Source organism: Mesorhizobium sp. M0960 (assembly GCF_040319055.1).
Lineage (GTDB): Bacteria > Pseudomonadota > Alphaproteobacteria > Rhizobiales > Rhizobiaceae > Mesorhizobium.
In genome coordinates this window covers 200,303-223,002 of sequence record NZ_JAMYNN010000008.1, presented here as the reverse complement: position 1 = coordinate 223,002, position 22,700 = coordinate 200,303, and the positions used below count along the sequence as shown (strand labels likewise).

The window sequence follows — 22,700 nt, the reverse complement described above, 5'->3', positions numbered from 1 at the left end:
AAGACGTCAAATCCCCCGCAAACAAGCGAACAACCGCCGCAACCCCGCCGCCGCAAGCTTTGCTCATGACTGCGCAACAGGTCCCTTGTGGGAGAAGGTGGATCGGCACGCAGCGCCGAGCCGGATGAGGGTGCTGGAAGAAACTCGGCGTAAAATATTGAGGGATTTTAAGCGCTTATTTCTTCGCTGTAGCGATCCGTCCAACACCCCTCATCCGACCGAGCTTCGCTCGGCCGCCTTCACCCTCAAGGGGAGAAGGGGAAGCCAGCGCCGGGCTTACTACCGCACAGCGATCCAGCGCTGTTCCGCGAACGAGCGCGCCATCGCGTGCACCGTGCGCTCGATCTCCAGGCCTTCGTCGAAGTCGATGATCCGCGCCGGCTTGCCGGCAAGCCGCGTCAACAGTTCCCGGCATTCGATGATCTTGAGGTCATTAAAGCCAAGGCCGTGGCCGGGCGCCGGCAGGAAGGCGTCGTAAGGCCTGTGGTGCGGGGCAACCAGGACTGTCCGATAGCCTTGCTCCGTCGGTCGGTCGGCTGTCAGATAGAGCTGGAACTCGTTCATCCGCTCCTGGTCGTACAGGATCGAGCCCTTCGAACCAAAAATCTGGATGGCGATCCGGCCCTTGCGGCCCCAGGCCGAACGGTTGACCAGCAACGTGCCGGCAATGCCGTTTTCGAGATGCATCAGGATGCTGGCGATGTCATAGGTCTCGACGGCGCGGCGCCCGCCCGAGGCGACGCGGCGTTCGGCATAGGGCCTGGCCATGTCGCACATGACTCGGGCGACGCGGCCGAACAGTACCGCTATGAGCGACAGCGGATGCACGGCGAAATCGTCGAGCGCGCCGTAACCGGACGCCGCCTCGTGCTTCCAGAAGAACAGCGCCTCCGGATCGGCCATGAAGTCCTCGTCCATCTCGATACGCAGATGGTTGACCTCGCCGATGATCTTCTCGTCGAGCAGCGCGCCGATATGGCGGATCGCCGGGTTCTGAATATAGTTATAGCCCAGCGCGGCAACCTTGCCGGATTTCCGCGCGGCCGCAGCCATCGCTTGCGCCTCCGCAAAACTTGGCGCCATCGGTTTTTCACACCACAGATGCTTGCCGGCTTCGAGGATGGCGATGGCCATTTCCGGGTGGAACTGGTTCGGCGTAGTCAACGAGATGACATCGACGTCGGGATCGTCGACGACTGCGCGCCAGTCGCCGGAGGCCTTGGCGAAGCCGAATTCGCTGGCACGGCGTTTGGCAAGGTCCTCGTTGACCTCGCCCAGATGGACCAGCCTTGGCTTGTCGACATCGGGAAAGACGGTGCCGACCGCGTTCCAGGCAATGGCGTGGCACTTGCCCATGAAGCCCGTGCCGATAAGACCTACCCCGACCATCCGCTTGCCTCCCTGTGTGCAAAATTTTGTGTGGATGAATTAGTCCATTTTGTTTGCAAATGGAACGCTTGTCTCATTTTTTATGGTGTTCTCGCACAGGTCCGCTATGATGGGGCACAGAGGGAACCGACGATGAGCCTGGGCGGAGCGACGATGGACGAACGGGTGCCGCGCGATTTCGAAACGCTGCGGGCGACGATCCTGGAGCGGCGTCAGAGCCTGCCGAAACGTATCGCCCAGATCGCCGCCTATGCGCTCGACAACCCCGACGATATCGCCTTCGGCACCGCTGCCAGCATCGCCGCCTCCGCCGGTGTTCAGCCTTCGACCCTGATCCGCTTTGCCCAGCAGCTTGGCTTTGACGGTTTCACCAGCCTGCAGCTGGTGTTTCGCGAGCGCCTGCGCGAGCGCAACTCGTCCTACGATGAAAGGCTGGCGGCATTGCGCGCCAAGGCCGAGGAAGGCGCCGGCCACCGGGCGATTTTCGACGGTTTCGTCGCCGCAGCCAGCACCTCGCTCAACGACATTTCGCGCACGCTGAATGAAGACCATTTCGAAGACGCAATCGCCGTTCTGGCCAAGGCGGAAACCATTTATGTGCTGGCCAAGCGGCGCTCCTACCCGGTCGCCTCCTATATCGCCTATGCGTTGGGCAAGCTCAAGATCCGCAACCAGCTGATCGAATCGGCCGCCGGCCTGAACGCGGAGATGATCGGCTTTGCCTCTCCAAGGGATGCCGTCATCGCCATCAGCTTTTCGCCCTATGCCCCTGCCACCATCGAGGAGGCGCGCGTCATTTCGGAGCAAGGCGTGCCGATCGTGGCGATCACCGACAGCTCTTTTTCGCCGCTCGCCCAATTCGCCAGGGTCTGGTTCGAGGTCGCCGAGGCCGATTTCGCCGGCTTCCGCTCGCTGTCGGCGACGATGGCTTTGGCCATGGCGCTGACCGTTGCCGTCGGCGAGAAGCGGCGCGATAGCGGCCGCAAGCGCAAGGCCTAGATCACCTCTATTGCCGTTTCGCCTTCTGCCAAAAGCCGCGCTGCGTCGCGGGCAGGCGGCGACCCGAACTGGCGGGCATACTCCCGGCTGAACTGGGAAGCACTCTCATAGCCGACAGCGAAGGCGACACGCGCCACGTTGCCCGGCTGAGCAATCAGCAGATGGCGGGCTTCCAGCAAGCGGATTTGCTTTTGATACTGGATTGGGCTCATGGCCGTCGCCGCCTTGAAGTGACGATAAAACGCAGCACTGCTCATATGGGCGATCTCGGCCAGATCGCCGACCCGGACCGGCTGATGGGGGTGCGAACGGATCCAGGCGATCGCCCTGCCGATCCGGGACAGATGGCCATCGGCGCGCGCAAGTTCACGAAGCTTTCCGCCCTGGGGGCCTTGCAGGAGCCGAAACAGCATCTCCCGCTCGAGCATGGTCGCGAGCACGGGAATCTCCGCTGGCCGGTCAAGCAACCGCATCATTCGACGCAACGCGTCGAGCAGATCGTCATCAACGGGAGTGGTGGAGAAGAAACTGTCGCCACCGAGGGCTGGCGCGTGCTCGACGAGGAGCGCGGCGACGGCTTGCAGGTCAAGGGTCAAGCCAATGGCCAGATAAGGACGCGCCGCGCTGGCTTCGACTATCTGGCTGATAGTGGGCGTCTCGACAGTGTAGATGAAATAGCTGGCCGGCTTGTAACGAAGAGCCCGGGAGCCGATCAGGACCGTCTTTGCGCCCTGCAATACGAATAAGATCCCCGACCCCCACACACCCGGCAATGGTGCCGTGGCGACTTCGCTGCAGCCGATCGAAACGCGGGGAACCGCCGTTCTTGTTCGTCGCCCGCGCGCATGGCGGCCGGCGATCTCGATCAACTCCTGCAGCGCCTCGTTCATTGCGCCAGCATCGCGCATTCACGCTGGCCGCGCAACAGCGTGAGAGGATTAGGCAAGAGCCTGAGAATTTCCGGCGCGCGGCGCCCGCTGCCTCGCGCCATTTGTGGGTCTTCCACAAGAAAAATGGAGACACCGAAATGACGACTTCGAAGACCGCGCTGGTGACCGGCGCCAACAAGGGTATAGGCCGCGAAATCGCCCGGCGACTGGCGACCATGGGCTTCAAGGTCTGGCTCGGCGCCAGGAGCGCCGAACGCGGCATGGCGGCGGCGCAGGCATTGTGCGCGGAAGGCCTCGACGCAGAGTGGCTTGAGCTGGACGTCACGAGGGATGACAGTGTGAAGGCGGCAGCCAAGGCGCTCGGGCAGGCCAGCCCCTGCCTCGACGTGCTGGTGAACAACGCCGGCGTCGCCATCAATTACGACCTGCCGCCGAGCCAGCAGCGGATCGCCGACATCCAGGCCACCTACGACGTCAATGTCTTCGGCCCGATCCGCGTGACACAGGCATTCCTGCCGCTGCTGCTGGCAGCACCTGCTGCCCGTATCGTGATGGTGAGCAGCTCCACCGGGTCCATCGGCCGGGCGCTCGATCCCGCCACCGCGAATCACGCCGTCAATATGATGGGCTACGGCAGCTCCAAGACAGCCTTGAACGCCATCACCGTGGGCTTCGCCAGGGAGCTCGCGCTCCAGGGCATCAAGGTCAACGCCGCGGCGCCCGGCTACCGCCACCGATCTCAACGGGTATAAAGGTCAGCGCACGGTGCAGCAGGCAGCCGAGATCGTCATTCACCTGGCGACCCTGGACGCCAATGGCCCGACCGCCGGGTACTTCAACGATGACGGCCCGCTTCCTTGGTAAATCAGCTGGTTTCAGCGGCAGACGCTTGACGTTCGTCTGACTTCAAAGTTTCTCACCGCGCCGGCCTTTGCAGAGCACTTTTCGGCCTTGGGAATGCTCGTTCCATATTGACTATGGATTGGAATTATTATTTCATATTGCCGGCGCCACGCTGCCGCTCGCGCGTGTTACCCAAGACAACAAAGCCGATGGGAGGTTCGAATGGGCGAAGCCGTGGAAGCGAGACATGCGCCGCTCGACATCATCACGATCGGCCGCGCTTCCGTCGATCTCTATGGCCAGCAGATCGGCTCGCGCCTCGAGGACATTACTTCGCTTGCCAAGTCGGTCGGCGGCTGTCCAGCCAATATCGCGGTCGGCACTGCCAGGCTCGGCCTGCGCTCGGCGTTGCTCACCCGCGTCGGCAATGAGCAGATGGGCCGCTTCATCCGCGAGCAGCTGACCCGCGAGGGCGTTTCGGTCCAAGGCCTCAAGACCGATCCGGAGCGGCTGACCGCCCTGGTGCTGCTGTCGGTCGAGGATGAGGGCGTCTCGCCGATGATCTTCTATCGCAGCGATTGCGCCGACATGGCGCTTTCGGAAGACGATATCGATGAGGCCTTCATTGCTTCAGCACGCGCGGTCGTCGTCACCGGCACGCATTTTTCACGGCCCAACAGCGACGCCGCGCAACGCAAGGCGATCCGTGTCATGAAGGCCAAGGGCGGCAAGGTGGTGTTCGACATCGACTACCGCCCTAACCTGTGGGGCCTCGCCGGCCATGCCGAAGGCTTCGAGCGCTATGTGAAATCCGACCGCGTCTCGGCGCAGTTGAAGACGGTGCTGCCCGACTGCGATCTCATCGTCGGCACCGAAGAGGAGATCATGATCGCCTCCGGCGCAGACGATTGCCTGAGCGCGCTGAAAACCATCCGCTCGCTGTCGACGGCGACCATAGTGCTGAAGCGCGGTGCCATGGGCTGCATCGTCTATGACGGGCCGATCAGCGACGATCTCGAGGACGGTATCGTCGGCAAGGGGTTTCCGATCGAGGTCTACAATGTGCTCGGCGCCGGCGACGCTTTCATGTCGGGCTTCCTGCGCGGCTGGCTCGGCGAGGAAAGCCTGGCGACGGCCGCGACCTGGGCCAATGCCTGCGGCGCCTTTGCCGTATCGCGGCTGCTCTGCGCACCTGAATACCCGACTTTCGAGGAATTGCAGTTCTTCCTGAAAAACGGCAGCAAGCATCTGGCGCTGCGCAAGGACGAGGCGATCAACCACATCCATTGGGCGACCACGCGCCGGCGCGACATCCCCTCTCTGATGGCGTTCGCCTGCGACCACCGCGTCCAGCTGGAGGACGTCGCGGCAAAGGCCGGCGCCGATCCGTCGCGAATCCCGGCTTTCAAGGTGCTGACGGTCAAGGCTGCGGCAAAGGTCGCGGCTGGCCGCGGCGGCTATGGCATGCTGCTCGACGAAAAATACGGGCGCGAGGCGATGTTCGAATTCGCCCACCATTCCTTCGCCTGGCTCGGCCGGCCGGTCGAGTTGCCGGGTTCGCGGCCGCTTCGCTTCGAGTTCTCGCAAGACATAGGCTCGCAACTGACCGAATGGCCGGTCGACCACTGCATCAAATGCCTGTGCTTCTATCATCCCGACGATCCCGCGGCGCTGAAGAGCGAACAGCAGCAGAAACTGCGCGCTTTGTTCGAGGCCGCGCGGAAAGTGGGGAGAGAACTTCTGGTCGAGATCATCGCCGGCAAGCACGGCAAGCTCGACGACATGACCATCCCGCGGGCGCTTGAGGAACTCTACGCACTCGGCATCAAGCCCGACTGGTGGAAGCTCGAACCGCAGGCATCGACCGGCGCATGGGCAAAGATCGAGGCGGTGATCCTGAAGAACGATCCGTGGTGCCGCGGGATTGTACTGCTGGGTTTGGAAGCACCGCAGGACGAATTGGAAGCGGCCTTCGCCGCCACCGCCAAGGCGCCCATCGTCAAGGGTTTCGCTGTCGGCCGTACCATCTTCATCAACGCGGCCGAACAATGGCTTGCCGGCAAGATGTCGGACGATGAGGCGGTTGCCGACATGGCGTCGCGCTTCGAGAGGCTGACCGAGGCATGGCTTGCCGTGCGCGGCCGCAAAGCAGCATAAGAAGGCGCGGCATAAGGACTGCGGAGGAAAACGACATGACCAAGACAATCCGCCTGACGATGGCGCAGGCGCTGACCCGCTTTCTTGCCCAACAGATGGCCGAGGTCGACGGCAAGAAAGTGCCGATCTTCGGCGGCGTCTGGGCAATCTTCGGCCACGGCAATGTCGCCGGCGTCGGCGAGGCGCTCTACCAGGTCCGCGACGAATTGCCGACGTTCCGTGCCCATAACGAGCAAGCGATGGCGCATGCGGCGATCGCCTATGCCAAGGCCAATTTCCGCCGCCGCTTCATGGCGGCGACCAGTTCGATCGGCCCTGGCGCGCTGAATATGGTGACGGCGGCAGCACTTGCGCATGTAAACAGGTTGCCTGTCCTGTTTCTGCCCGGCGACGTCTTCGCCAATCGCATTCCCGATCCCGTCCTGCAGCAAGCCGAGGATTTTTCCGACGGTACGGCGACGGTCAATGACTGCCTCCGGCCGGTGTCGCGCTATTTCGACCGCATCACCCGGCCGGAGCAGATCATGCCGGCGCTCAACCGCGCCATGCAGGTGCTGACCGATCCGGCTGAGTGTGGCCCGGTAACGCTGGCGCTGTGCCAGGACGTGCAGGCCGAGGCCTATGATTATCCCGAGAGTTTCTTTGCCGAGCGGCTCTGGACCCAGCGGCGAGCGCGCCCGGACCGCCAAGAGTTAGCAGCTGCAGTGGCGGCGCTGAAGAGCGCGAAGAAGCCATTGGTGATTGCCGGCGGTGGCGTGCTCTATTCGCAAGCGTCGGATGAATTGGCGAAGCTGGCGCAAGACGCTGGCATTCCGGTGTGCGAGACGCAAGGCGGCAAATCCTCGCTGCCCGACGATCATCCGCTGAACATGGCGGCGGTCGGCGTTACCGGCACTTCGGCTGCCAACAGGCTGGCCGAAGAGGCCGACGTCGTGCTTGCCGTCGGCACCAGGCTGCAGGATTTCACCACTGGCTCCTGGGCGTTGTTCAAGAATTCCGGCAAGACCATGATCGGGCTCAACGTCCAGCCTTTCGATGCCGGAAAGCACCAGGCGCTGCCGCTGGTCGCCGATGCGGCTGAAGGGCTCGCCGAACTCGGTGCGGCGCTGAAAGGCTGGAAAGCTCCTTCTGGCTGGACCGACAATGCGATCAGCGGCAAGAAGGACTGGCAGGCGGATGCCGGCAAGGTGACGGCGTCGACCAATGCCGCCTATCCGTCCGACGCGCAGGTGATCGGCGCCGTACAGCGCGCCATGGGCTCCGGCGTGGTACTGCTCCATGCCGCCGGCGGCTTGCCCGGCGAATTGCACAAGCTATGGCAGGCGGGCGCGCCCGGCTCCTATCATGCCGAATACGGCTTCTCGACCATGGGCTACGAAATCGCCGGCGGGCTTGGCGTCAAGATGGCCAAGCCCGACGAGGAGGTTGTGGTGATGATCGGCGACGGCTCCTACCTGATGCTCAATTCCGAGGTCGCTACGTCGGTGATGCTCGGCCTCAAGCTGACCATCGTGCTGCTCGACAACCGCGGCTATGGCTGCATCAACCGGCTGCAGATGGCGACCGGCGGCGCCAACTTCAACAATTTGCTGAAGGACGCTCGTCACGAGACCTTGCCCGAGATCGACTTCGCCGCGCATGCTGCAAGCATGGGTGCGATTGCCGAAAAAGTGGCGTCGATCGCCGGGCTGGAAACGGCCCTGGCGCAAGCGAAGAAGAATACGCGAACGACCGTGCTGGTCATCGACACCGACCCGCTGGCTTCGACCGAGGCCGGTGGAAGCTGGTGGGATGTCGCAGTGCCGGAAGTCTCGGCACGGCCGCAAGTGAACGCGGCGCGCAAGAAATATGAGGAAGCGCTGAGCGGGCGGCGGTTTTAACGCGCCCGCCAACGCCGCCTCGAATGTCAGAAATTGGAGTGACGACTTGAAAGCCAAACTGGGCATGTCCCCGATTGCATGGTGGAACGACGATCTTGCCGAACTCAGCGATGATGTGTCGCTGGAGGAGTGCCTGCGCCAGTCGCGCTCGGCTGGCTTTACCGGCATGGAAATGGGCCGCCGCTTTCCCAGCGATCCGGAGATCATGCTGCCGATCCTGAAAGAGGCCGACGTGACGCTGTGCGGCGGCTGGTTCTCCGGGACGCTGGTCGACGAAGACATGGCGAAGAACAAGGTTCGTATCCAGCCGATGATCGACCTGTTCAAGGCGGTGAATGCGCCCTGCATCGTCTATGGTGAAGTCGGCCGTTCCATCCAGGGCGACCGCTCGAAACCGCTTGCCATCAAGCCGAGGCTGTCGGACGATGAGATGAAAGCCTACGCTAGGCGGCTAACCGAGTTCGGCGAATGGTGTGCCGGGCAAGGCATGCCGCTCTCCTACCATCATCATATGGCGGCGGTGATCGAGACCGAGCCGGAGCTCGACGCTTTCATGCGCTATTCGGGAGAGGGCATTCCGCTGCTGCTCGATGCCGGTCACCTGGCCTTTGCCGGCGGCGATGTGCTGCGCGCGATAGACAACCACCACCGGCGCATCAACCACGTGCATGTCAAGGACGTACGCATGCAGGTGATCCAAAAGCTGGATCGCAACAAGCAATCCTTCCTCGACGCGGTAGCACTTGGTGCCTTCACCGTGCCGGGAGATGGATCGCTGGATTTTGGCGCCATCGTCCAGAGGCTCGCCAACCACGGCTATGAAGGCTGGTTCGTGGTCGAGGCCGAGCAGGATCCGAAGAAGAACCCGCCACTCAAGATGGCACAGGTCGGCTACAAGGAATTGATGCGGGTGATGACGGCGGCCGGCTATACGGTGGAGACACAGGGCTTTCCCAATGCTTGAGAGTTCGCGAGGAAGGGCTGACCCGATGCCGGCGTTTATCCGATGAAAGACTCCGAGCACCCGTTTTTCCGGCCTTTGTGGCGGCGCGTTGCCATTGTCGCGGTCTGCCTGGTCTGGTCGGCGATCGAATTCGCCACCGGCACGCCGTTCTGGGGCGTGATCGCGCTCGGCTTCGCCGGCTATGCGGTCTGGCAGTTTTTCTACCTCTACAAACCGGCCGACGAAGACAAGCCATCGGCAAACGCCAAACCGAAGGAATGACCATGTCGAAGCTGCTCGTCAAAGCCAATAAGGGCCACGGCCGCATCGCCCATGTGACGCCGCAAAACGCCGGCTGGACCTATGTCGGCTTCGATCTGCATCGGCTGAGGCCCGGCGACACCGCTTCCGGGCAAACCGCGGATCGTGAGGTCTGCCTGGTATTCGTCACCGGCAAGGGCAAGGTCAAGGCCGGCGGCAAGGATCTCGGCCTGCTCGGCGAACGCATGTCGCCGTTCGAGGGCAAGCCGTGGTCGGTCTATGTGCCGCAGGGCTCGGAGTGGTCGGTGAGCGCCGATACCGATCTCGAACTCGCCGTGTGCTCGGCGCCGGGGCTTGGCGGCGGTCTGCCGGTCCGCATCATTGCGCCGAAGGATCTCGGCCAGGAGACCCGCGGCAAAGGCACCAACACGCGCTACGTCACCAACGTCCTGCCGGAGGGCGAGCCGGCCGATTCCCTGCTGGTGGTCGAGGTCATCACGCCCGGCGGCCACACATCGAGCTATCCGCCGCACAAGCACGACCAGGACAATCTGCCGGCCGAATCCTATCTCGAAGAGACCTATTACCACCGCCTCAACCCGCCGCAGGGCTTTGCTTTCCAGCGCGTCTACACCGATGCCGACCAGAACGGCTCTCGTTCGCTCGACGAGGCGATGGCGATCGAGGACGGCGACGTCGTGCTGGTACCCAAGGGTTATCACCCCTGCGCCGCCTGCCACGGCTATGATCTCTATTATCTCAACGTCATGGCCGGACCGAAGCGGACGTGGAAATTCCACAACGCGCCCGAGCACGAATGGCTGATGGCCTGACCGTTTCCCCTTCGCTTCTCAACCGCTGGTCCAAGCCGAAAAAATCGTCGGCTAATGACCAGGCTGTGTCGTTTTGTTACCGAAAACGCTGCAAAGCTTCGTCATTTCGTCATGCAAATCGCCTATGGCAGCGGGGCTGACGAGGAACTTCGATGCGCTACGCGATCTATTTCACCCCCCTGCAGGACGAACCGCTGGCGCGGATCGCCGCCAATTGGCTCGGCCGTGATCCCTTCGGTGCCGCCACGAGGCCGGTCGAGGCGGTGGGCGAGTTGTCGGCAGCGGAAGTTGCCTTCCATACCGCCTCGGCGCGCCGCTACGGCTTTCATGCGACGCTGAAGGCGCCCTTCCGGCTGGCTTCAAACGAGACGGAGGCCTCGCTTCGCGCCGCACTCGATGATTTTGCCGAGGCGACGCCGGTGGTGACGGTCCCGCGTCTCGTCGTCAGCCAGATCGACAGCTTTTTCGCGCTCGTGCCGGAAGCACCGCTGCCGGGGCTCAACCGTTTCGCCGATGATGTGGTGCGCGGCTTCGACCGCTTTCGCGCGCCGCTGACAGACGCGGAGATTGAACGCCGCAGCCCCGACTCGCTGAAGCCCGATGAGTTCCGCAATCTCTGCCAATGGGGCTACCCCTATGTCTTCGAGACGTTTCGTTTCCATATGACCCTGTCCGGCCGGGTGTCGTCACAGGAAAGCCCTCGTCTTCGCCTAGCAATCGACAGCCTGTTTGCGGACGTGCTGCAACGGCCGGTGCCGGTGGACGCGCTGACGCTGTTTGTCGAAACTGAGCCGGGTGCGCCGTTCATGGTGCTGTCCCATCACGCGCTCGGGCGCCGCCCGGCCAGAAGAACTGCCTGAGATGACTATTTGCTTTAACCGCATTGTGCGACGCCAATCCATTTTCAGTTGGCTGCAAAATGCTCCGAGGACTGCCTGAAATGACCGCCGAGACCGTTCTTGACAACGCCCGCATCGTGCTTGCCGACCAGATCGTCGAAGGGTCGATCGTGCTGCGCGACGGCGTGATCGCCGACATTGCTCCCGGCGCTGGCCGCAGCGGCGAGGACATGGGCGGCGACTTCATCATCCCTGGCCTGGTCGAGCTCCACACCGACCATCTCGAAGGCCACTACGCGCCACGGCCGAAAGTGCGTTGGAACCCGATCGCCGCGGTGCTCGCCCACGACGCGCAGGTGGCGACCGCCGGCATCACCACCGTGCTCGACGCCTTGCGCGTCGGTATGGACGAGGACGCCGACCTGACGGCCGCCGACATACGCAAGCTGGCCGAGGCGATTGAGGACAGCGTCCAGCAGGACCGGCTCAGGGCCGACCATTTCATCCATCTGCGCTGCGAGGTTTCGGCGCCGGACTGCCTCACAGCCTTCGCCAATTTCGACGGCGACGAGCGGGTCAGGCTGGCGTCGCTGATGGACCACGCGCCGGGACAGCGGCAATTCGTCGATCTCGAAACCTATGCGTATTACTACCAGCGCAAGCTGAAGCTGACCGATCGCGATTTCCAGAAATTCTGCGAAAAGCGGATGGCGGAATCGGCGAAGAACTCGAGCCCGAACCGCAGCTTCATCGCCGCTGCGTGCAAAGAGCGCGGTATCGTGCTCGCCAGCCATGACGACGCAACCGTCAGCCATGTCGATGAAGCGATCGAGCAAGGCGTCCGTGTCGCCGAGTTCCCGACCACCGAGGAGGCGGCTCGGGCTTCGAAAGAGGCAGGGCTCGGCGTTTTGATGGGCGCGCCGAACGTCATGCGCGGCGCTTCGCATTCGGGCAATGTCTCGGCCCGCACACTGGCCGGCGACGGCCTGCTCGATATCCTGTCATCGGACTACATTCCGTTCAGCCTGATCCAGTCGGCCTTTTTCCTCGGCGACGTGGTCGAGGGCATCTCGTTGCCTCAGGCAGTGGCGATGGTGTCGAAGAACCCGGCCGAGGCGGTCGGCCTCACCGATCGCGGTGTCATCGAGCCCGGCCGGCGCGCCGATCTGGTTCGCGTGCGCGTCGACGATCACGTCCCGGTTGTCCGCACGGTGTGGCGGCAGGGACGGCGGGTCGCATGATGGTGTCGGCATCGGTCGAGCGTGAATTGTCCGCCGCGGGATTTCCAATCCGCGACGGCGTCTTCGTCGCCGTCGTCGGACCGAGCGGTGCCGGCAAGGACACGGTGATCGGCTATGCGCGCGCCATGTTTGCCGACGAGAGCCGACTGGAGTTCGTTCGCCGGGTGATCACCCGGCCGAGCGATGCGGCCACCGAGGATCACGATACGCTAGCCGACGCTGCCTTCGTCGAGGCCGAAACGGATGGCGCCTTCGCGATTTCCTGGGAGGCGCATGGCCTGCGCTATGGCATCCCGGCCGAAGTCGACTGGTCAGTCTCCAACGGCCGTGTCGCGATCGCCAACGTCTCGCGCGCGATCATCCCGAGGCTGCGGGACCGCTACGCCAATCTGGCTATCGTCGAGATCACGGCTGCACCGGAGATCCTGGCCGAGCGGCTGGCCTTGCGCGGGCGCGAGTCGCGCGGCGAAGTGCTGGCACGGCTGGCGCGCAGCGCCAATGTGGCGCTGTCCGGACCGGGCGTCACCTCCATCGACAATAGCGGCCCTCGTGAAGCCGCCGGCGAGCGCTTCACCGAGGTGCTGCGCAAGGCCATGGCCTTCTCCGACATGTCGGGCCTCATCTAAGGCGCGCCCATCCGATGCATTCGGGATGGGCGCTACTTGTCTAACCCATATCTTTTTGGAAACCAGTATCCACTGTTCGGGATCATGGCCTCATGCGGCGTGCCGGTCCCGACCAGCGTGATGAGTATCCGTGCTAGTGGTTGTCGAAGGCTTCGCTGGTGCATCCGCCGGTGTATCCAGAACTGCAACGTGATGCCGATAGACCATCTCCCAGCCCTTCCAGCCGGTGAACAGCAGTATGCAGACCACTATGAACGACAACAGCGCGCCCCACGGTCGGACCGCGGCCTCGGCGCCTTGGGCATAGCGAAGGTAGAAATTGATCAGAGCCACAACGACCGCGGTCAAGTTGCCCAGCATGTGGTACCAGGCGTCGGACAAGGCGCGAATGCGCGGCTCGTTGAGGAAGTCGATAAAACCAGCTGTCGCAGCGAGAAGCGCCATTACGATAGCTGCCCCGATCAGCCACATCGATGCCCGTGCCCAGAAGGCGTCGGCAGTCCCCCAGAAAACCAGGTCGGTGACAAAGGCACCGACAAGAAACGCGACAGGAAAAGGTATCAGCATCGGGTGGAGGGGGTGAGTTCCTATCTTTGCGGTACTTACTGGATTCATGGGCATGGGACGCCTCCGCGTAGCAAAGCTTAAATAAACGCTCAGATACGGGTTTCGTTCCAAATAGAGATTAACCTGAACTGCTGTCGCGAAGCTCAGGCTGACCTTTTCATGCCTGCCAATGGCAGTCGGCGTATTTCATCCAGCTATTTTTGCGTCATTCCGCGGCAGCACCCGCCACGCCCTTGCGGGTGGCTTCCAGCATCCGCCGCCGCGCCCTGAACACGCCCCATTGCTGGTCGACCAGAACGCCGATGAGGATCACCCCGCCCATCACGGCGAAGTTGAGCGAGGACGGGATACCGAGCAGGTTGACGAGGTTCTGCAACTCCTGCAGCAGCACCGTGCCGAGCAGGACGCCGATCAGCGAGCCTTCGCCGCCGCGCAGCGAGAAGCCGCCGAGCACCGCTGCCGCGATGGCGTAGAGCTCGTAGAACTGGCCGTGGCTCGCCGGCGAGATCGAGCGTGTGTACATGGCGAAATAGATAGCCGACAGCGCCGTCAGCACGCCGCAGATGACATAGGCGGCCATGACGATGCGGCCGGTGCGGATGCCGGAATATTTCGCCGCTTCCTCGTTCTTGCCGATGGCGTAGAGATATCGCCCGAACACCGAACGGTGCAGCACCACCCACATGACGACGGCGATGACGATCAGCGCGATGAAACTGTTCGGCACGCCCCAGGACCGCCCCGCCGTCAGGAACTCGAGTTCCGGGAAGTTCTGTCCGAAGGCAAAGCCGGCGGTGCCGTCGGCGGTATAGAAGCGCGCCACGCCGCGATAGATCAGCAGGCCGCACAAGGTCACCACGAAAGGCTGCAATTTGAGCCGGGTGATCAGCCAGCCATGCGCCAGCCCGATGATGCCGCCGAGCACCAGGATCAGCGGCAGGGCGACCGGCCAGACCATGCCGCGCGTGGCGATGAAGTCGATGAACAGCACGCCGAGCAGCGCAACCACCGAGCCGACCGACAATTCGATGCCGCCGGTGATGATGACGAAAGCCTGGCCGATCGACAGGATGCCGAACAACCCGATCAGGTTCGAGGTGTTGGCGAGATTGATCGGCAGCAGGAAGCGCGGGTTGATGATCGCTACCACCGCGCCGACCGCCAGGATCAGGATCAGCAGGCCGAGATCTTTCTTGCTCATCGTCGTCTCCCAATGCCGGCGAACTATTTCGGCTGCTTGCCGACCGCCAGCAGCAGCACGTTTTCCTGGCTGAACCGTTCCTTGTCGAGAATGCCGGAGATCTGGCCTTCATGCATGACGGCGATGCGGTCGGAAACACCGATCACCTCCTCCATGTCGCTGGAGATCATCAGCACGGCGACGCCGGCATCGGCCAGCGCCCGCATCAGCCCGTAGATCTCGGCCTTGGCGCCAATGTCGATGCCGCGTGTCGGCTCGTCGAGGATCATCACCTTCGGCTTCATCGCCAGCCATTTGGCCAGCACGACCTTTTGCTGGTTGCCGCCCGACAGCGTGCCGGTACGCGTCTGCACGGAGGGCGCCCTGATGCCCAGATCGGTCTTCTGTTTCTCGGCGGTGGCGGCCTCGGCGCTGGCCGAGACCAGCGAGCGCCGCGAATGCGCCGGCAGATTGGGCAGCGAGATGTTCTGGGCAATCGACAGATCGAGCAGGATGCCGGTCAGCTTGCGGTCTTCCGGGACGAGGAAAATACCGTTGGCCACTGCGTCCGCGGCCGAACCAAGAACCAGATCTTTTCCGTCAAGTTGGAACGAGCCGCCAAAGCTCTTGTCGATGCCGAACAGCACGCGCGCCAGCTCCGTCCGACCGGAGCCGACGAGACCGGCAAGGCCGAGGATCTCGCCATGCCTGACGTCGAGGTCGACGGGCCGGTCGGGATAGGCGGCGGTGCGAATGGCCTTGACCGACAGCGCGACAGAGCCCGGCGGGCGCGCCGATTCTGCGGCCTTCTCCCTCTCCTTGAGCATGCGGCCGATCATCAGCTTGACCATCTGGTCGTGATTGATGGCGCTCTTCGGCAAAGTTCCGGCGAGCATGCCGTCCCTGAGCACGACGACGCGGTCGGCGACGCGCTCGACCTCGTGCAGGCGGTGTGAGATGAAAATGACGCTGATGCCGTCTGCCTTCAGCGCCTTGATGACACCAAGCAGCTTGTCGGTTTCGGCGATCGGCAGGCTCGAGGTCGGCTCGTCGAGGATAACCAGCCTTGCCTTGATCGACAGCGCCTTGGCGATCTCGACCATTTGCTGCTGGGCCAGCGACAGCGCCGATACCGGCGTATCGGCCGAGAAATTGGCGCCCACGCGTTTGAGCAGCGGCGCCGCCAGCGCTCGCAGCCTGGCGCGGTCGACCAGCTTGAGCGGGCCGGCGCGCAGCGGTTCGCGGCCGAAGAAGATATTGGCGGCAACGTCGAGGTTTTCGAACAGGTTGAGTTCCTGGTGGACGAAGGCGATGCCCGAACCGATGCTGGCCTCGACAGTCAGCCCGTCATGGGCGGCGCCATCGACAATGATGGTGCCGGTGTCCGGCCTGGTGACGCCGCCGAGGATCTTCATCAGCGTCGATTTGCCGGCGCCGTTTTCGCCGACCAGGCCGATGACCTCGCCGGGCCTGACCTCGATCGAGAACCCGTCCAGCGCGACAACGCCGGGATAGGTCTTGCGCACACCGTTGAGGCTCAGGAACGGAGCGTCCGTGGATGCAACGATGGATGGGTCGGAATAATTCATCACGCCTGACAGCAGCCGGTGAGCCGTTTTGGACTCAGACTGACGGGCCTCGCGAGGCCCGTCAATAGAACGCCCGCACAAGGCGAACCTTGAGCCGGCGCAACCTAGTTTGCTCAGTTTCCAGACATCGCCTTGAGGCTGGCGGCGTAGGCGTCGACATCGTCCTTGCCGATGATCTTGGTCGGGATGATGATCAGTCCATCGGCGGGAACGCCCGACTTGTTGCCTTCGAGATAGGCGGCCATCAGCTTCATGCCCTGATAGGCCCATTCGAAGGGCTGCTGCACGACGGTGGCGGCGACGGTGCCTTCCTTGACGCCGCCCAGCGTGATCGGATCGTCGTCGAAGCCAACGACGGTGATCTGGCCGAGCTTGCCGGCATCGCGCAGCGCCTCATAGATACGCGGCGTGTTGTAGGAATAGAAGCCGACCATGCAGGTGACGTCGGGGCTGGCGACCAGCGCGTCCTCGACGTTCTTCTTAGCGCGGGCCTGGTCGATATCGTCGCCACGCACGTCCACCAGTTCGATCTTGGTGCCGGCGAGGCCGTCCTTCATGCCCTGGATGCGTTCCTTGGCATTGTCGGCGCCGAGCAGGCCGACGAAGCCGAGGCATTTGCCGCCATCTGGCATCGCCTTCTTGGCAATCTCTGCCGCCTGCTTGCCGGCATCGACATTGGACGAGCCGATATAGGCGACACGCTTGGTCTGCGGTGCATCGCTGTCGGTGGTGAACAACGCCGTTTCCGAGGCGATCTTGTTCAGCCCGTCGGTCGACGTCTTGGGATCGACGGCCGAGACCATGATCGCCTTAACACCGGCCGTCACCAGATCGTCCATCAGGCGCTGCTGGATGGCGACCGAGGACTGCTCCGGATATTTGAGTTCTAGATTGTAATTGGGCAATTCGCCTTGAGCCTTCTTGACCCCGGCTTCGGCAGCCTTCCAGAAATCGGAAGCGCCGTTGACGACGAAGGCCAGTGTCGGCTTGTCGTCGGCCCGCGCAATTGCGCTCACGGACAGGCCGAGCAGCAGGGCCGCAGCGGCGACGGACGCATTTCGTATCGCAGATTTCATATTCAACCTCCCATTTGACTCAGTAATTTTCGCTGATGATGAACGTGCCGGCGCGGCTTGGACGCCCTCCTCCTCAGGGTTCCGGCAGCGAAGAACGACGCCATTCCAGCCGCGATCGTCGACTTTAGAGACTCATTCGTCGTTCGTAAATAGTCCGATTTGTCTGACATTTCCTCGAAACGGCAGGCGAGCTTCGGTTGACGGGAACTGTCCGCCACTAGGCTGGCTTACGTTCCGAACATGCGCGGGTCCGATGTTCGTCCGAGCATGATGGATTGACGTTATAGGGCCGCCGGATATTAGTAAAGAGTATTAGTTTAATCGGGATTCTCACAAGAAAGGAGCCTCCCAATGCGCTGTCACGTCGGATTCGCGACTAAATCACTTAAGACGGCACTTATATCTATTAGCATCGCTTTACCTTACAAATGCGAGATTTGAGGGACGAATGACATGAACGAACCACTACGCGATCCCGTCCTTGAGGGTACAAGGCGGCGCAAACCGTCCGGGAAAAACCCCAGAGGCCGCGTTACCATGACCGACATCGCCAGGGCCGCCGGTTGTTCGCAGGCGACGGTTTCGTTCGTCCTCAACAACACGCCGGGCATCAGGCTATCGCAGCAAACTCGTGAGCGGGTGATAGAGGCGGCGCGGGCCCTCAGTTATGCGCCGCCGGTGTTTTCCGCCCTGCGAGCCCCGGTTGCCGCTTTTGACGGGCTGGATGGCGTGATCGGCTTCGCCGTCGACCAATTGGCGACCAGCCCGGAGGCGGTCGTCGCCATTGAAGGGGCGCGGCAAGCCTCGTGGAACGCTGGCAATGTACTTTTGGTGGCGCAGACCATGGGCGACGAGGTGATGGAGCCCCGGGCCATCGCGGCGCTGACCAAGCAGGGCATTTCGGCGCTGATCTACATGACCATCTTCACCCGCGAGATCGTCGCGCCGGAGTATCTCTACGGCCTCGACATTCCGGTCATCCTGCTCAACTGCTACACCGCCGACTATGCCTTCCCCGCCGTGGTGCCGAGCGAGATCGCCGGCGGCCAGAGCTCGACCCGGCACCTGATCAGCCATGGCCATCGCCGTATCGCCACCATCACCGGCGAGCCATGGATGCAGGCGGCGCAGGACCGGCTGAAGGGCTACCGCCGGGCGCTGGCGACAGCCGACATCCCGTTCGACCCGGCCTTGGTCGTCGAAGGCGATTGGTCGGCGAGCGCCGGCTATGCCGCGACCATCAAGCTACTGGCGCTGAAAGACCGGCCGACCGCCATCTTCTGCCAGAACGACCGCACCGCGATCGGCTGCTACGAGGCGCTGAAGGAGGCCCGCCTGAACATCCCCCAGGATATTTCGGTGGTCGGCTATGACGACGAGGAGATCGCGCGCCATCTGTTCCCGCCGCTGACGACGTCGATCCTGCCGCATATGGCGATGGGGCAATGGGCGATCGAGCAGCTGGAAGTCCCCGCCCCTCCCGGTCGTGGCCGCCATCCCATCACCAAGCTCGAATGCCCGCTGGTGGAGCGGGAGTCGGTTGGCGCGGTGGCGGGCTGACGCGAGGCGGCGGAATAGTCGGCGATCGACAATTGCATAGGCTTGACATCGCGCCCCGCATAGATCCGATTGAGCCCTATGAGGTTGCAAAGCTGCTATAATTTTCAGGACTTTCGCAGGCTGGCCAGACAGCGCCTGCCAGGACCGATCTTCGACTATATCGATGGCGGCGCGGACGACGAGACGACGCTGCGGCGCAACACGGCTGCGTTCGAGGACTGCGACCTCGTCCCAAACGTGCTTGCCGGTGTCGGGCAGATCGACATGTCGGTCACCGTCATGGGCCAGAAACTGGCGATGCCGGTCTATTGTTCGCCGACGGCTCTCCAGCGGCTGTTTCACCATAGCGGCGAGCGCGCCGTCGCCGCGGCGGCGGAGAAGTTCGGGACGATGTTTGGCGTCTCGTCGCTTGGGACGGTCAGCCTGGAGGAAGTCCGCAAGCACCGGACGCCGCAGGTCTATCAGTTCTATTTCCATAGGGATCGCGGCCTGAACCGCGCCATGATGGAGCGCGCCAAGACGTCCGGCGTCGAGGTGATGATGCTGACCGTCGACAGCGTCACCGGCGGAAACCGCGAGCGTGACCTGCGGACCGGCTTTTCCATCCCCTTTCGGCTTACGCTCGGCGGCATGATGCAGTTCGCGATCAAGCCGAGATGGGCCATCGACTATTTGACGCACGACAAGTTCAGCCTGCCGCAATTGGACGGCCATATCGATCTCGGCGGCGGAGCGCTTTCCATCAGCCGCTATTTCACGGAGATCCTCGATCCATCGCTGGATTGGAAGGACGTCGAAGACATGGTCCGCTTCTGGAACGGCCAGTTCTGCCTGAAGGGGATCATGAGCGTTGCCGATGCCAGCAAGGCGGTCGACATCGGCTGCACCGGCATCGTTCTGTCAAATCATGGCGGCAGGCAGCTGGACGGCTCGCGCAGCCCGTTCGACCAGCTGTCGGAGATCGTCGACGCGGTGGGCGACAAGATAGACGTGATCATCGACAGCGGCGTCCAGCGCGGCACGCATGTGCTGAAAGCCCTGTCGTTGGGTGCCAAGGCCGTCGGCGTCGGGCGGTATTATCTGTTCCCGCTGGCAGCCGCCGGACAGGCCGGCGTCGAACGGGCGCTCGGCCTGATGAGAACCGAAATCGAACGCGGCATGCGGCTGATGGGATGCAGGTCGGTGGCCGAGCTTTCCAGGGGGAATGTGCGGTTTAGGTGAGTGGCGGGAGATGCGCACGGCATAAGCTTTGTCGAAATGCGAACACTACACCGACCTGCCGCCGCTCCTGCCGTCCGTTTCGAAGACGGCCTCGCCGGAAACAGCATCCGTATATCCGCCTTCAAGCTGCTGCAACGTATGCCGGAACCGATCAAGATTGCCTAGCATTTTGGGCCGAGCATCGACCATGTGCTGGAAAGTGTCCCACTCTCCAATCGAAAAGAAGGCGCCATCTCCGGATTTGATGAGAGCCATTTTTCGCAATCCCTCGAAATTGCGCGGAGCGCTGCTGAACAGTTCGACGAATTCGTCTTCACTTCCCGGCTTGACCTGGAAGCGGACGCTGTTGAATGCCATCATGTATGTTCCCCCCGTGAAAGACCTGAAGAACCTCGAATGCGCGAAAGCCCTAAGGCACCTCAAACCCTCAAACGAGCGTATCGGAAAATCGGAAGGTTGGCTTCAGCCATCTCACGCCGAACGCCTGTTCCTGGCGATGTTTGTTAGGAAGAGGACGACACTCGATCTCAATCGCGCGCCCTGCTGGCCAGCAATGAAACGCGCTGTTAACGCCGTTCGCGGGTGACAGGATGTTGGCCGCAGGTCAAACGTGTAGTCTGCATCTGGCTGTCAGTTGCGGAGGCGGAAATGAATTTGCTTCGGATTGCGCTCTTGTGCACGGCCATGATCGACCTTGGAATGCCTACCGTTCGCGCTGAGGATCGGCCTGTGCCGCCGAACAACAAAGCCGCAACAGTGCAGCCGCCCGTTCATTGTGAAGGCCAAAACTGTCTCCCGCCGGCGAAAGATCCCGTGCAGGAATGCACCGGCCAGGATTGCACGCCAGCGCCGCCGACTGAACCGGGTCCGGAGATCAAGCAGGCCGACTGAGTCGGCATCAGCAGACCATCCCCTCTTTTGGCAGGGATGGCGCTCAGCCCTCGCGACCCTCCGACCACCGGCGCCGGTCACGGTCATAGTCGGGCGGCTATGAGCTCACCGCGCCCGAGAGGCCCCATGAGGCGGGCCGTGCATTGGATTCATGGCGCGCCCGAAGAGGATGAAACTGGGAACTCGTATGTTATTGCTGCGCCTATCGATTTCTCAGATCACCGCTCGGAGCCGAAGGTCCGCCTTGCGCGCCATAAACTGTCCCTTGCCACCCCTGAACAGCCAAAATCGGATCCAACCGGTCATTCGTCAAGGGGAAGCGAAGTGACCTCCATGCAGAATTCGAGCGCTCATCGGCGTTGGGCGCAATCCGGCCGCGGCCCTCCTGGGGCTAACGTTCAGGGCAGCGGGATCGGCTTGTCGCTGAGTGTGCGCAAGTAGGCGATCAGGTCGACCCGTTCGGTCTCGTCCGGAACACCAGGCGTCTCCATGTAAACGCCCGGCGTGGTGAGCATGGGTCCGAAGAGATATCTGTTCAGATCCTCGTACGTCCATACACCCTCCCAGTCGAGCAAAGCGTCGGAGTAACGCATTTTTGCCACGGACGCCTTGTCGCGGCCGACGACGCTCCACAAGTTGGGTCCCGCTTTGATCGCTCCCTGTGGCGCGGCATTGTGGCAACCGGCACACACGCTGGTGAAGTAGGTTCGGCCTTCATCGAGATCGGAGCTGGTGTTGGCAAGACGACGCCGTGCGACATGAGATAGTCAGCGACTTCGCGTTGCCTCTTGAATTTTGCCAGATGGAGCGGCGTCTTGCCGTCCTTTGTCTTCGCATTCACGTCCGCGCCGGCCTCGACGAGTGCCTTCACGCAGTCGAAACAACCGAGATTCACCGCGATGTGGATAGCGTTTTCGCGGCTGCGCTTCGAATTTGGATTTGCGCCCCCATCCAGCAACAGATTGATCAGGTCGATCCTGCGTTTTGCCAAAGCCGGCATGAGCGCAGGCCCCAAAAGCGGCGTCGGGGCGGCGTTAACGTCGGCACCGCGTTCCATGAGCAGTTTTGCCGCCGCAAAATGCCCGCCCCTAACCGCAAGATAGAGTGGTGTCGCGCCCCCGTCGCTCTCATCGACGCCGGCACCAGCGTCGAGAGCTGCCGTGATCCCGGCGACATCGCCCTTCATGGCGGCGTCGTGGATGGAGGCGGCATGCGATACAATCGGAATGTGTAGAAGCACCAACAGAATGAAAGGCAAGAACCCGCGCATTAGCATCTCCCAAGGCAAGCCTGAGGACCCGGCACGATTTCAAGAAGGGCAGAGGTTAGTACGAATGCTCGATAGCGGCAACGCACGTGTGATCGAGTTCGCCGCCGCCGTGGCGGGCGGCGGCAGCGCATGCAGTCGCCTGCATGCAAGGCGGTCCTAAACATCAGCCGACCAGCCGTGGCTCATCCCCCAGGAGAAGTCGTTTCTCAGCGCCGGGAATCCCGCAGATTTGCCGGTAACCGCTAAAGCGCCACCACGATGGCAATGATGAGCGGCTAAGCGGTCCATCGATGCCGGTGGATTGGGATGTACATTACAAATGGCGCGCCCGAAGAGATTCGAACTCCTGACCCCCAGATTCGTAGTCTGGTGCTCTATCCAGCTGAGCTACGGGCGCGCAACAGGCCATGCTTTGCATAGCCCCGCGATCCGATCCTGGCGACCG

The 22,700-nt window shown here is 62.6% G+C and carries 19 protein-coding genes, 1 tRNA gene and 2 pseudogenes; 12 read left to right on the top strand and 10 right to left on the bottom strand.

Going from position 1 to position 22,700, the window contains the following annotated elements:
• Nucleotides 1-279 precede the first annotated feature (279 nt).
• Nucleotides 280-1,389, bottom strand: a complete 1,110-nt coding sequence (locus NKH63_RS17450; RefSeq protein ID WP_023718239.1) for a Gfo/Idh/MocA family protein — start codon at nucleotides 1,387-1,389, stop codon at nucleotides 280-282.
• A gap of 153 nt (nucleotides 1,390-1,542) precedes the next feature.
• Here NKH63_RS17450 and NKH63_RS17445 point away from each other — a divergent pair, with 153 nt between their 5' ends.
• Nucleotides 1,543-2,388 carry a MurR/RpiR family transcriptional regulator gene (locus NKH63_RS17445; protein WP_352484502.1) on the top strand — a complete coding sequence of 282 codons (846 nt, stop codon included), beginning with the start codon at nucleotides 1,543-1,545 and terminating at the stop codon, nucleotides 2,386-2,388.
• Here the strand turns inward: NKH63_RS17445 and NKH63_RS17440 are convergent.
• Nucleotides 2,385-3,278 (bottom strand): AraC family transcriptional regulator, encoded by an 894-nt coding sequence (locus NKH63_RS17440; RefSeq protein ID WP_023718237.1) that lies wholly within the window; start codon nucleotides 3,276-3,278, stop codon nucleotides 2,385-2,387. The genes NKH63_RS17445 and NKH63_RS17440 overlap by 4 nt on opposite strands.
• 137 nt (nucleotides 3,279-3,415) lie before the next feature.
• Here NKH63_RS17440 and NKH63_RS17435 point away from each other — a divergent pair.
• From NKH63_RS17435 to phnN, 9 genes and pseudogenes are all read left to right on the top strand, one after another.
• Nucleotides 3,416-4,142, top strand: a pseudogene (locus NKH63_RS17435) (SDR family NAD(P)-dependent oxidoreductase).
• 201 nt (nucleotides 4,143-4,343) lie between these two features.
• Nucleotides 4,344-6,278, top strand: coding sequence for a bifunctional 5-dehydro-2-deoxygluconokinase/5-dehydro-2-deoxyphosphogluconate aldolase (locus NKH63_RS17430; RefSeq protein ID WP_352716528.1), 1,935 nt, complete (start codon nucleotides 4,344-4,346; stop codon nucleotides 6,276-6,278).
• A gap of 35 nt (nucleotides 6,279-6,313) precedes the next feature.
• The gene (iolD, locus tag NKH63_RS17425) at nucleotides 6,314-8,158 is read left to right on the top strand and encodes a 3D-(3,5/4)-trihydroxycyclohexane-1,2-dione acylhydrolase (decyclizing) (RefSeq protein ID WP_352918236.1); all 1,845 of its coding nucleotides are present in this window, start codon (nucleotides 6,314-6,316) and stop codon (nucleotides 8,156-8,158) included.
• Between the two features lie 46 nt (nucleotides 8,159-8,204).
• Nucleotides 8,205-9,122 (top strand): myo-inosose-2 dehydratase, encoded by a 918-nt coding sequence (iolE, locus tag NKH63_RS17420; RefSeq protein WP_352918234.1) that lies wholly within the window; start codon nucleotides 8,205-8,207, stop codon nucleotides 9,120-9,122.
• Nucleotides 9,123-9,164: 42 nt separating this feature from the next.
• Complete coding sequence (locus NKH63_RS17415; protein ID WP_352918232.1) at nucleotides 9,165-9,383, top strand: DUF3329 domain-containing protein; 219 nt, start codon at nucleotides 9,165-9,167, stop codon at nucleotides 9,381-9,383.
• A gap of 2 nt (nucleotides 9,384-9,385) precedes the next feature.
• Nucleotides 9,386-10,195 carry a 5-deoxy-glucuronate isomerase gene (gene iolB, locus NKH63_RS17410; RefSeq protein ID WP_352484309.1) on the top strand — a complete coding sequence of 270 codons (810 nt, stop codon included), beginning with the start codon at nucleotides 9,386-9,388 and terminating at the stop codon, nucleotides 10,193-10,195.
• 152 nt (nucleotides 10,196-10,347) lie between these two features.
• The gene (locus tag NKH63_RS17405; RefSeq protein ID WP_023718230.1) at nucleotides 10,348-11,055 is read left to right on the top strand and encodes a DUF1045 domain-containing protein; all 708 of its coding nucleotides are present in this window, start codon (nucleotides 10,348-10,350) and stop codon (nucleotides 11,053-11,055) included.
• Between the two features lie 80 nt (nucleotides 11,056-11,135).
• Entirely contained in the window at nucleotides 11,136-12,275 is a 1,140-nt protein-coding gene (locus tag NKH63_RS17400) for an alpha-D-ribose 1-methylphosphonate 5-triphosphate diphosphatase (protein ID WP_352918229.1), read from the top strand.
• Nucleotides 12,272-12,901 (top strand): phosphonate metabolism protein/1,5-bisphosphokinase (PRPP-forming) PhnN, encoded by a 630-nt coding sequence (gene phnN / locus NKH63_RS17395; RefSeq protein ID WP_352918223.1) that lies wholly within the window; start codon nucleotides 12,272-12,274, stop codon nucleotides 12,899-12,901. Before NKH63_RS17400 ends, phnN begins: the two co-directional genes overlap by 4 nt.
• 90 nt (nucleotides 12,902-12,991) lie before the next feature.
• On the opposite strand, the gene NKH63_RS17390 is transcribed toward phnN, so the two are convergent.
• The 4 genes from NKH63_RS17390 to NKH63_RS17375 all read right to left on the bottom strand — a co-directional run bounded on the left by NKH63_RS17390 (nucleotide 12,992) and on the right by NKH63_RS17375 (nucleotide 17,313).
• On the bottom strand, nucleotides 12,992-13,522 hold the full coding sequence (locus NKH63_RS17390; protein ID WP_023718227.1) for a DUF2231 domain-containing protein: 531 nt from the start codon (nucleotides 13,520-13,522) through the stop codon (nucleotides 12,992-12,994).
• A gap of 151 nt (nucleotides 13,523-13,673) precedes the next feature.
• Nucleotides 13,674-14,669 (bottom strand): ABC transporter permease, encoded by a 996-nt coding sequence (locus NKH63_RS17385; protein WP_352918221.1) that lies wholly within the window; start codon nucleotides 14,667-14,669, stop codon nucleotides 13,674-13,676.
• Nucleotides 14,670-14,692: 23 nt separating this feature from the next.
• A complete protein-coding gene (locus NKH63_RS17380) occupies nucleotides 14,693-16,237 on the bottom strand; it encodes a sugar ABC transporter ATP-binding protein (RefSeq protein WP_023718225.1) in 1,545 nt (514 codons plus the stop codon).
• A gap of 113 nt (nucleotides 16,238-16,350) precedes the next feature.
• Nucleotides 16,351-17,313 (bottom strand): sugar-binding protein, encoded by a 963-nt coding sequence (locus tag NKH63_RS17375; RefSeq protein WP_352484310.1) that lies wholly within the window; start codon nucleotides 17,311-17,313, stop codon nucleotides 16,351-16,353.
• Nucleotides 17,314-17,850: 537 nt separating this feature from the next.
• On the opposite strand from NKH63_RS17375, the gene NKH63_RS17370 reads away from it, so the two are divergent.
• Nucleotides 17,851-18,873: a LacI family DNA-binding transcriptional regulator gene (locus NKH63_RS17370; RefSeq protein WP_352918219.1), complete on the top strand. Its 1,023-nt coding sequence runs from the start codon at nucleotides 17,851-17,853 to the stop codon at nucleotides 18,871-18,873.
• A 78-nt stretch (nucleotides 18,874-18,951) separates the two neighbouring features.
• Entirely contained in the window at nucleotides 18,952-20,094 is a 1,143-nt protein-coding gene (locus NKH63_RS17365) for an alpha-hydroxy acid oxidase (protein ID WP_352918217.1), read from the top strand.
• A 45-nt stretch (nucleotides 20,095-20,139) separates the two neighbouring features.
• Here the strand turns inward: NKH63_RS17365 and NKH63_RS17360 are convergent, their stop codons facing one another.
• From NKH63_RS17360 to NKH63_RS17345, 4 genes and pseudogenes are all read right to left on the bottom strand, one after another.
• The gene (locus NKH63_RS17360; protein WP_023718222.1) at nucleotides 20,140-20,454 is read right to left on the bottom strand and encodes an antibiotic biosynthesis monooxygenase; all 315 of its coding nucleotides are present in this window, start codon (nucleotides 20,452-20,454) and stop codon (nucleotides 20,140-20,142) included.
• 929 nt (nucleotides 20,455-21,383) lie between these two features.
• Nucleotides 21,384-21,677 (bottom strand): c-type cytochrome, encoded by a 294-nt coding sequence (locus tag NKH63_RS17355; RefSeq protein ID WP_352918215.1) that lies wholly within the window; start codon nucleotides 21,675-21,677, stop codon nucleotides 21,384-21,386.
• Nucleotides 21,678-21,766: 89 nt separating this feature from the next.
• Nucleotides 21,767-22,171 (bottom strand): annotated as a pseudogene (locus tag NKH63_RS17350) (ankyrin repeat domain-containing protein); the annotation flags it as partial.
• Nucleotides 22,172-22,575: 404 nt separating this feature from the next.
• Nucleotides 22,576-22,652, bottom strand: a tRNA-Arg gene (locus tag NKH63_RS17345).
• Nucleotides 22,653-22,700 lie beyond the last annotated feature (48 nt).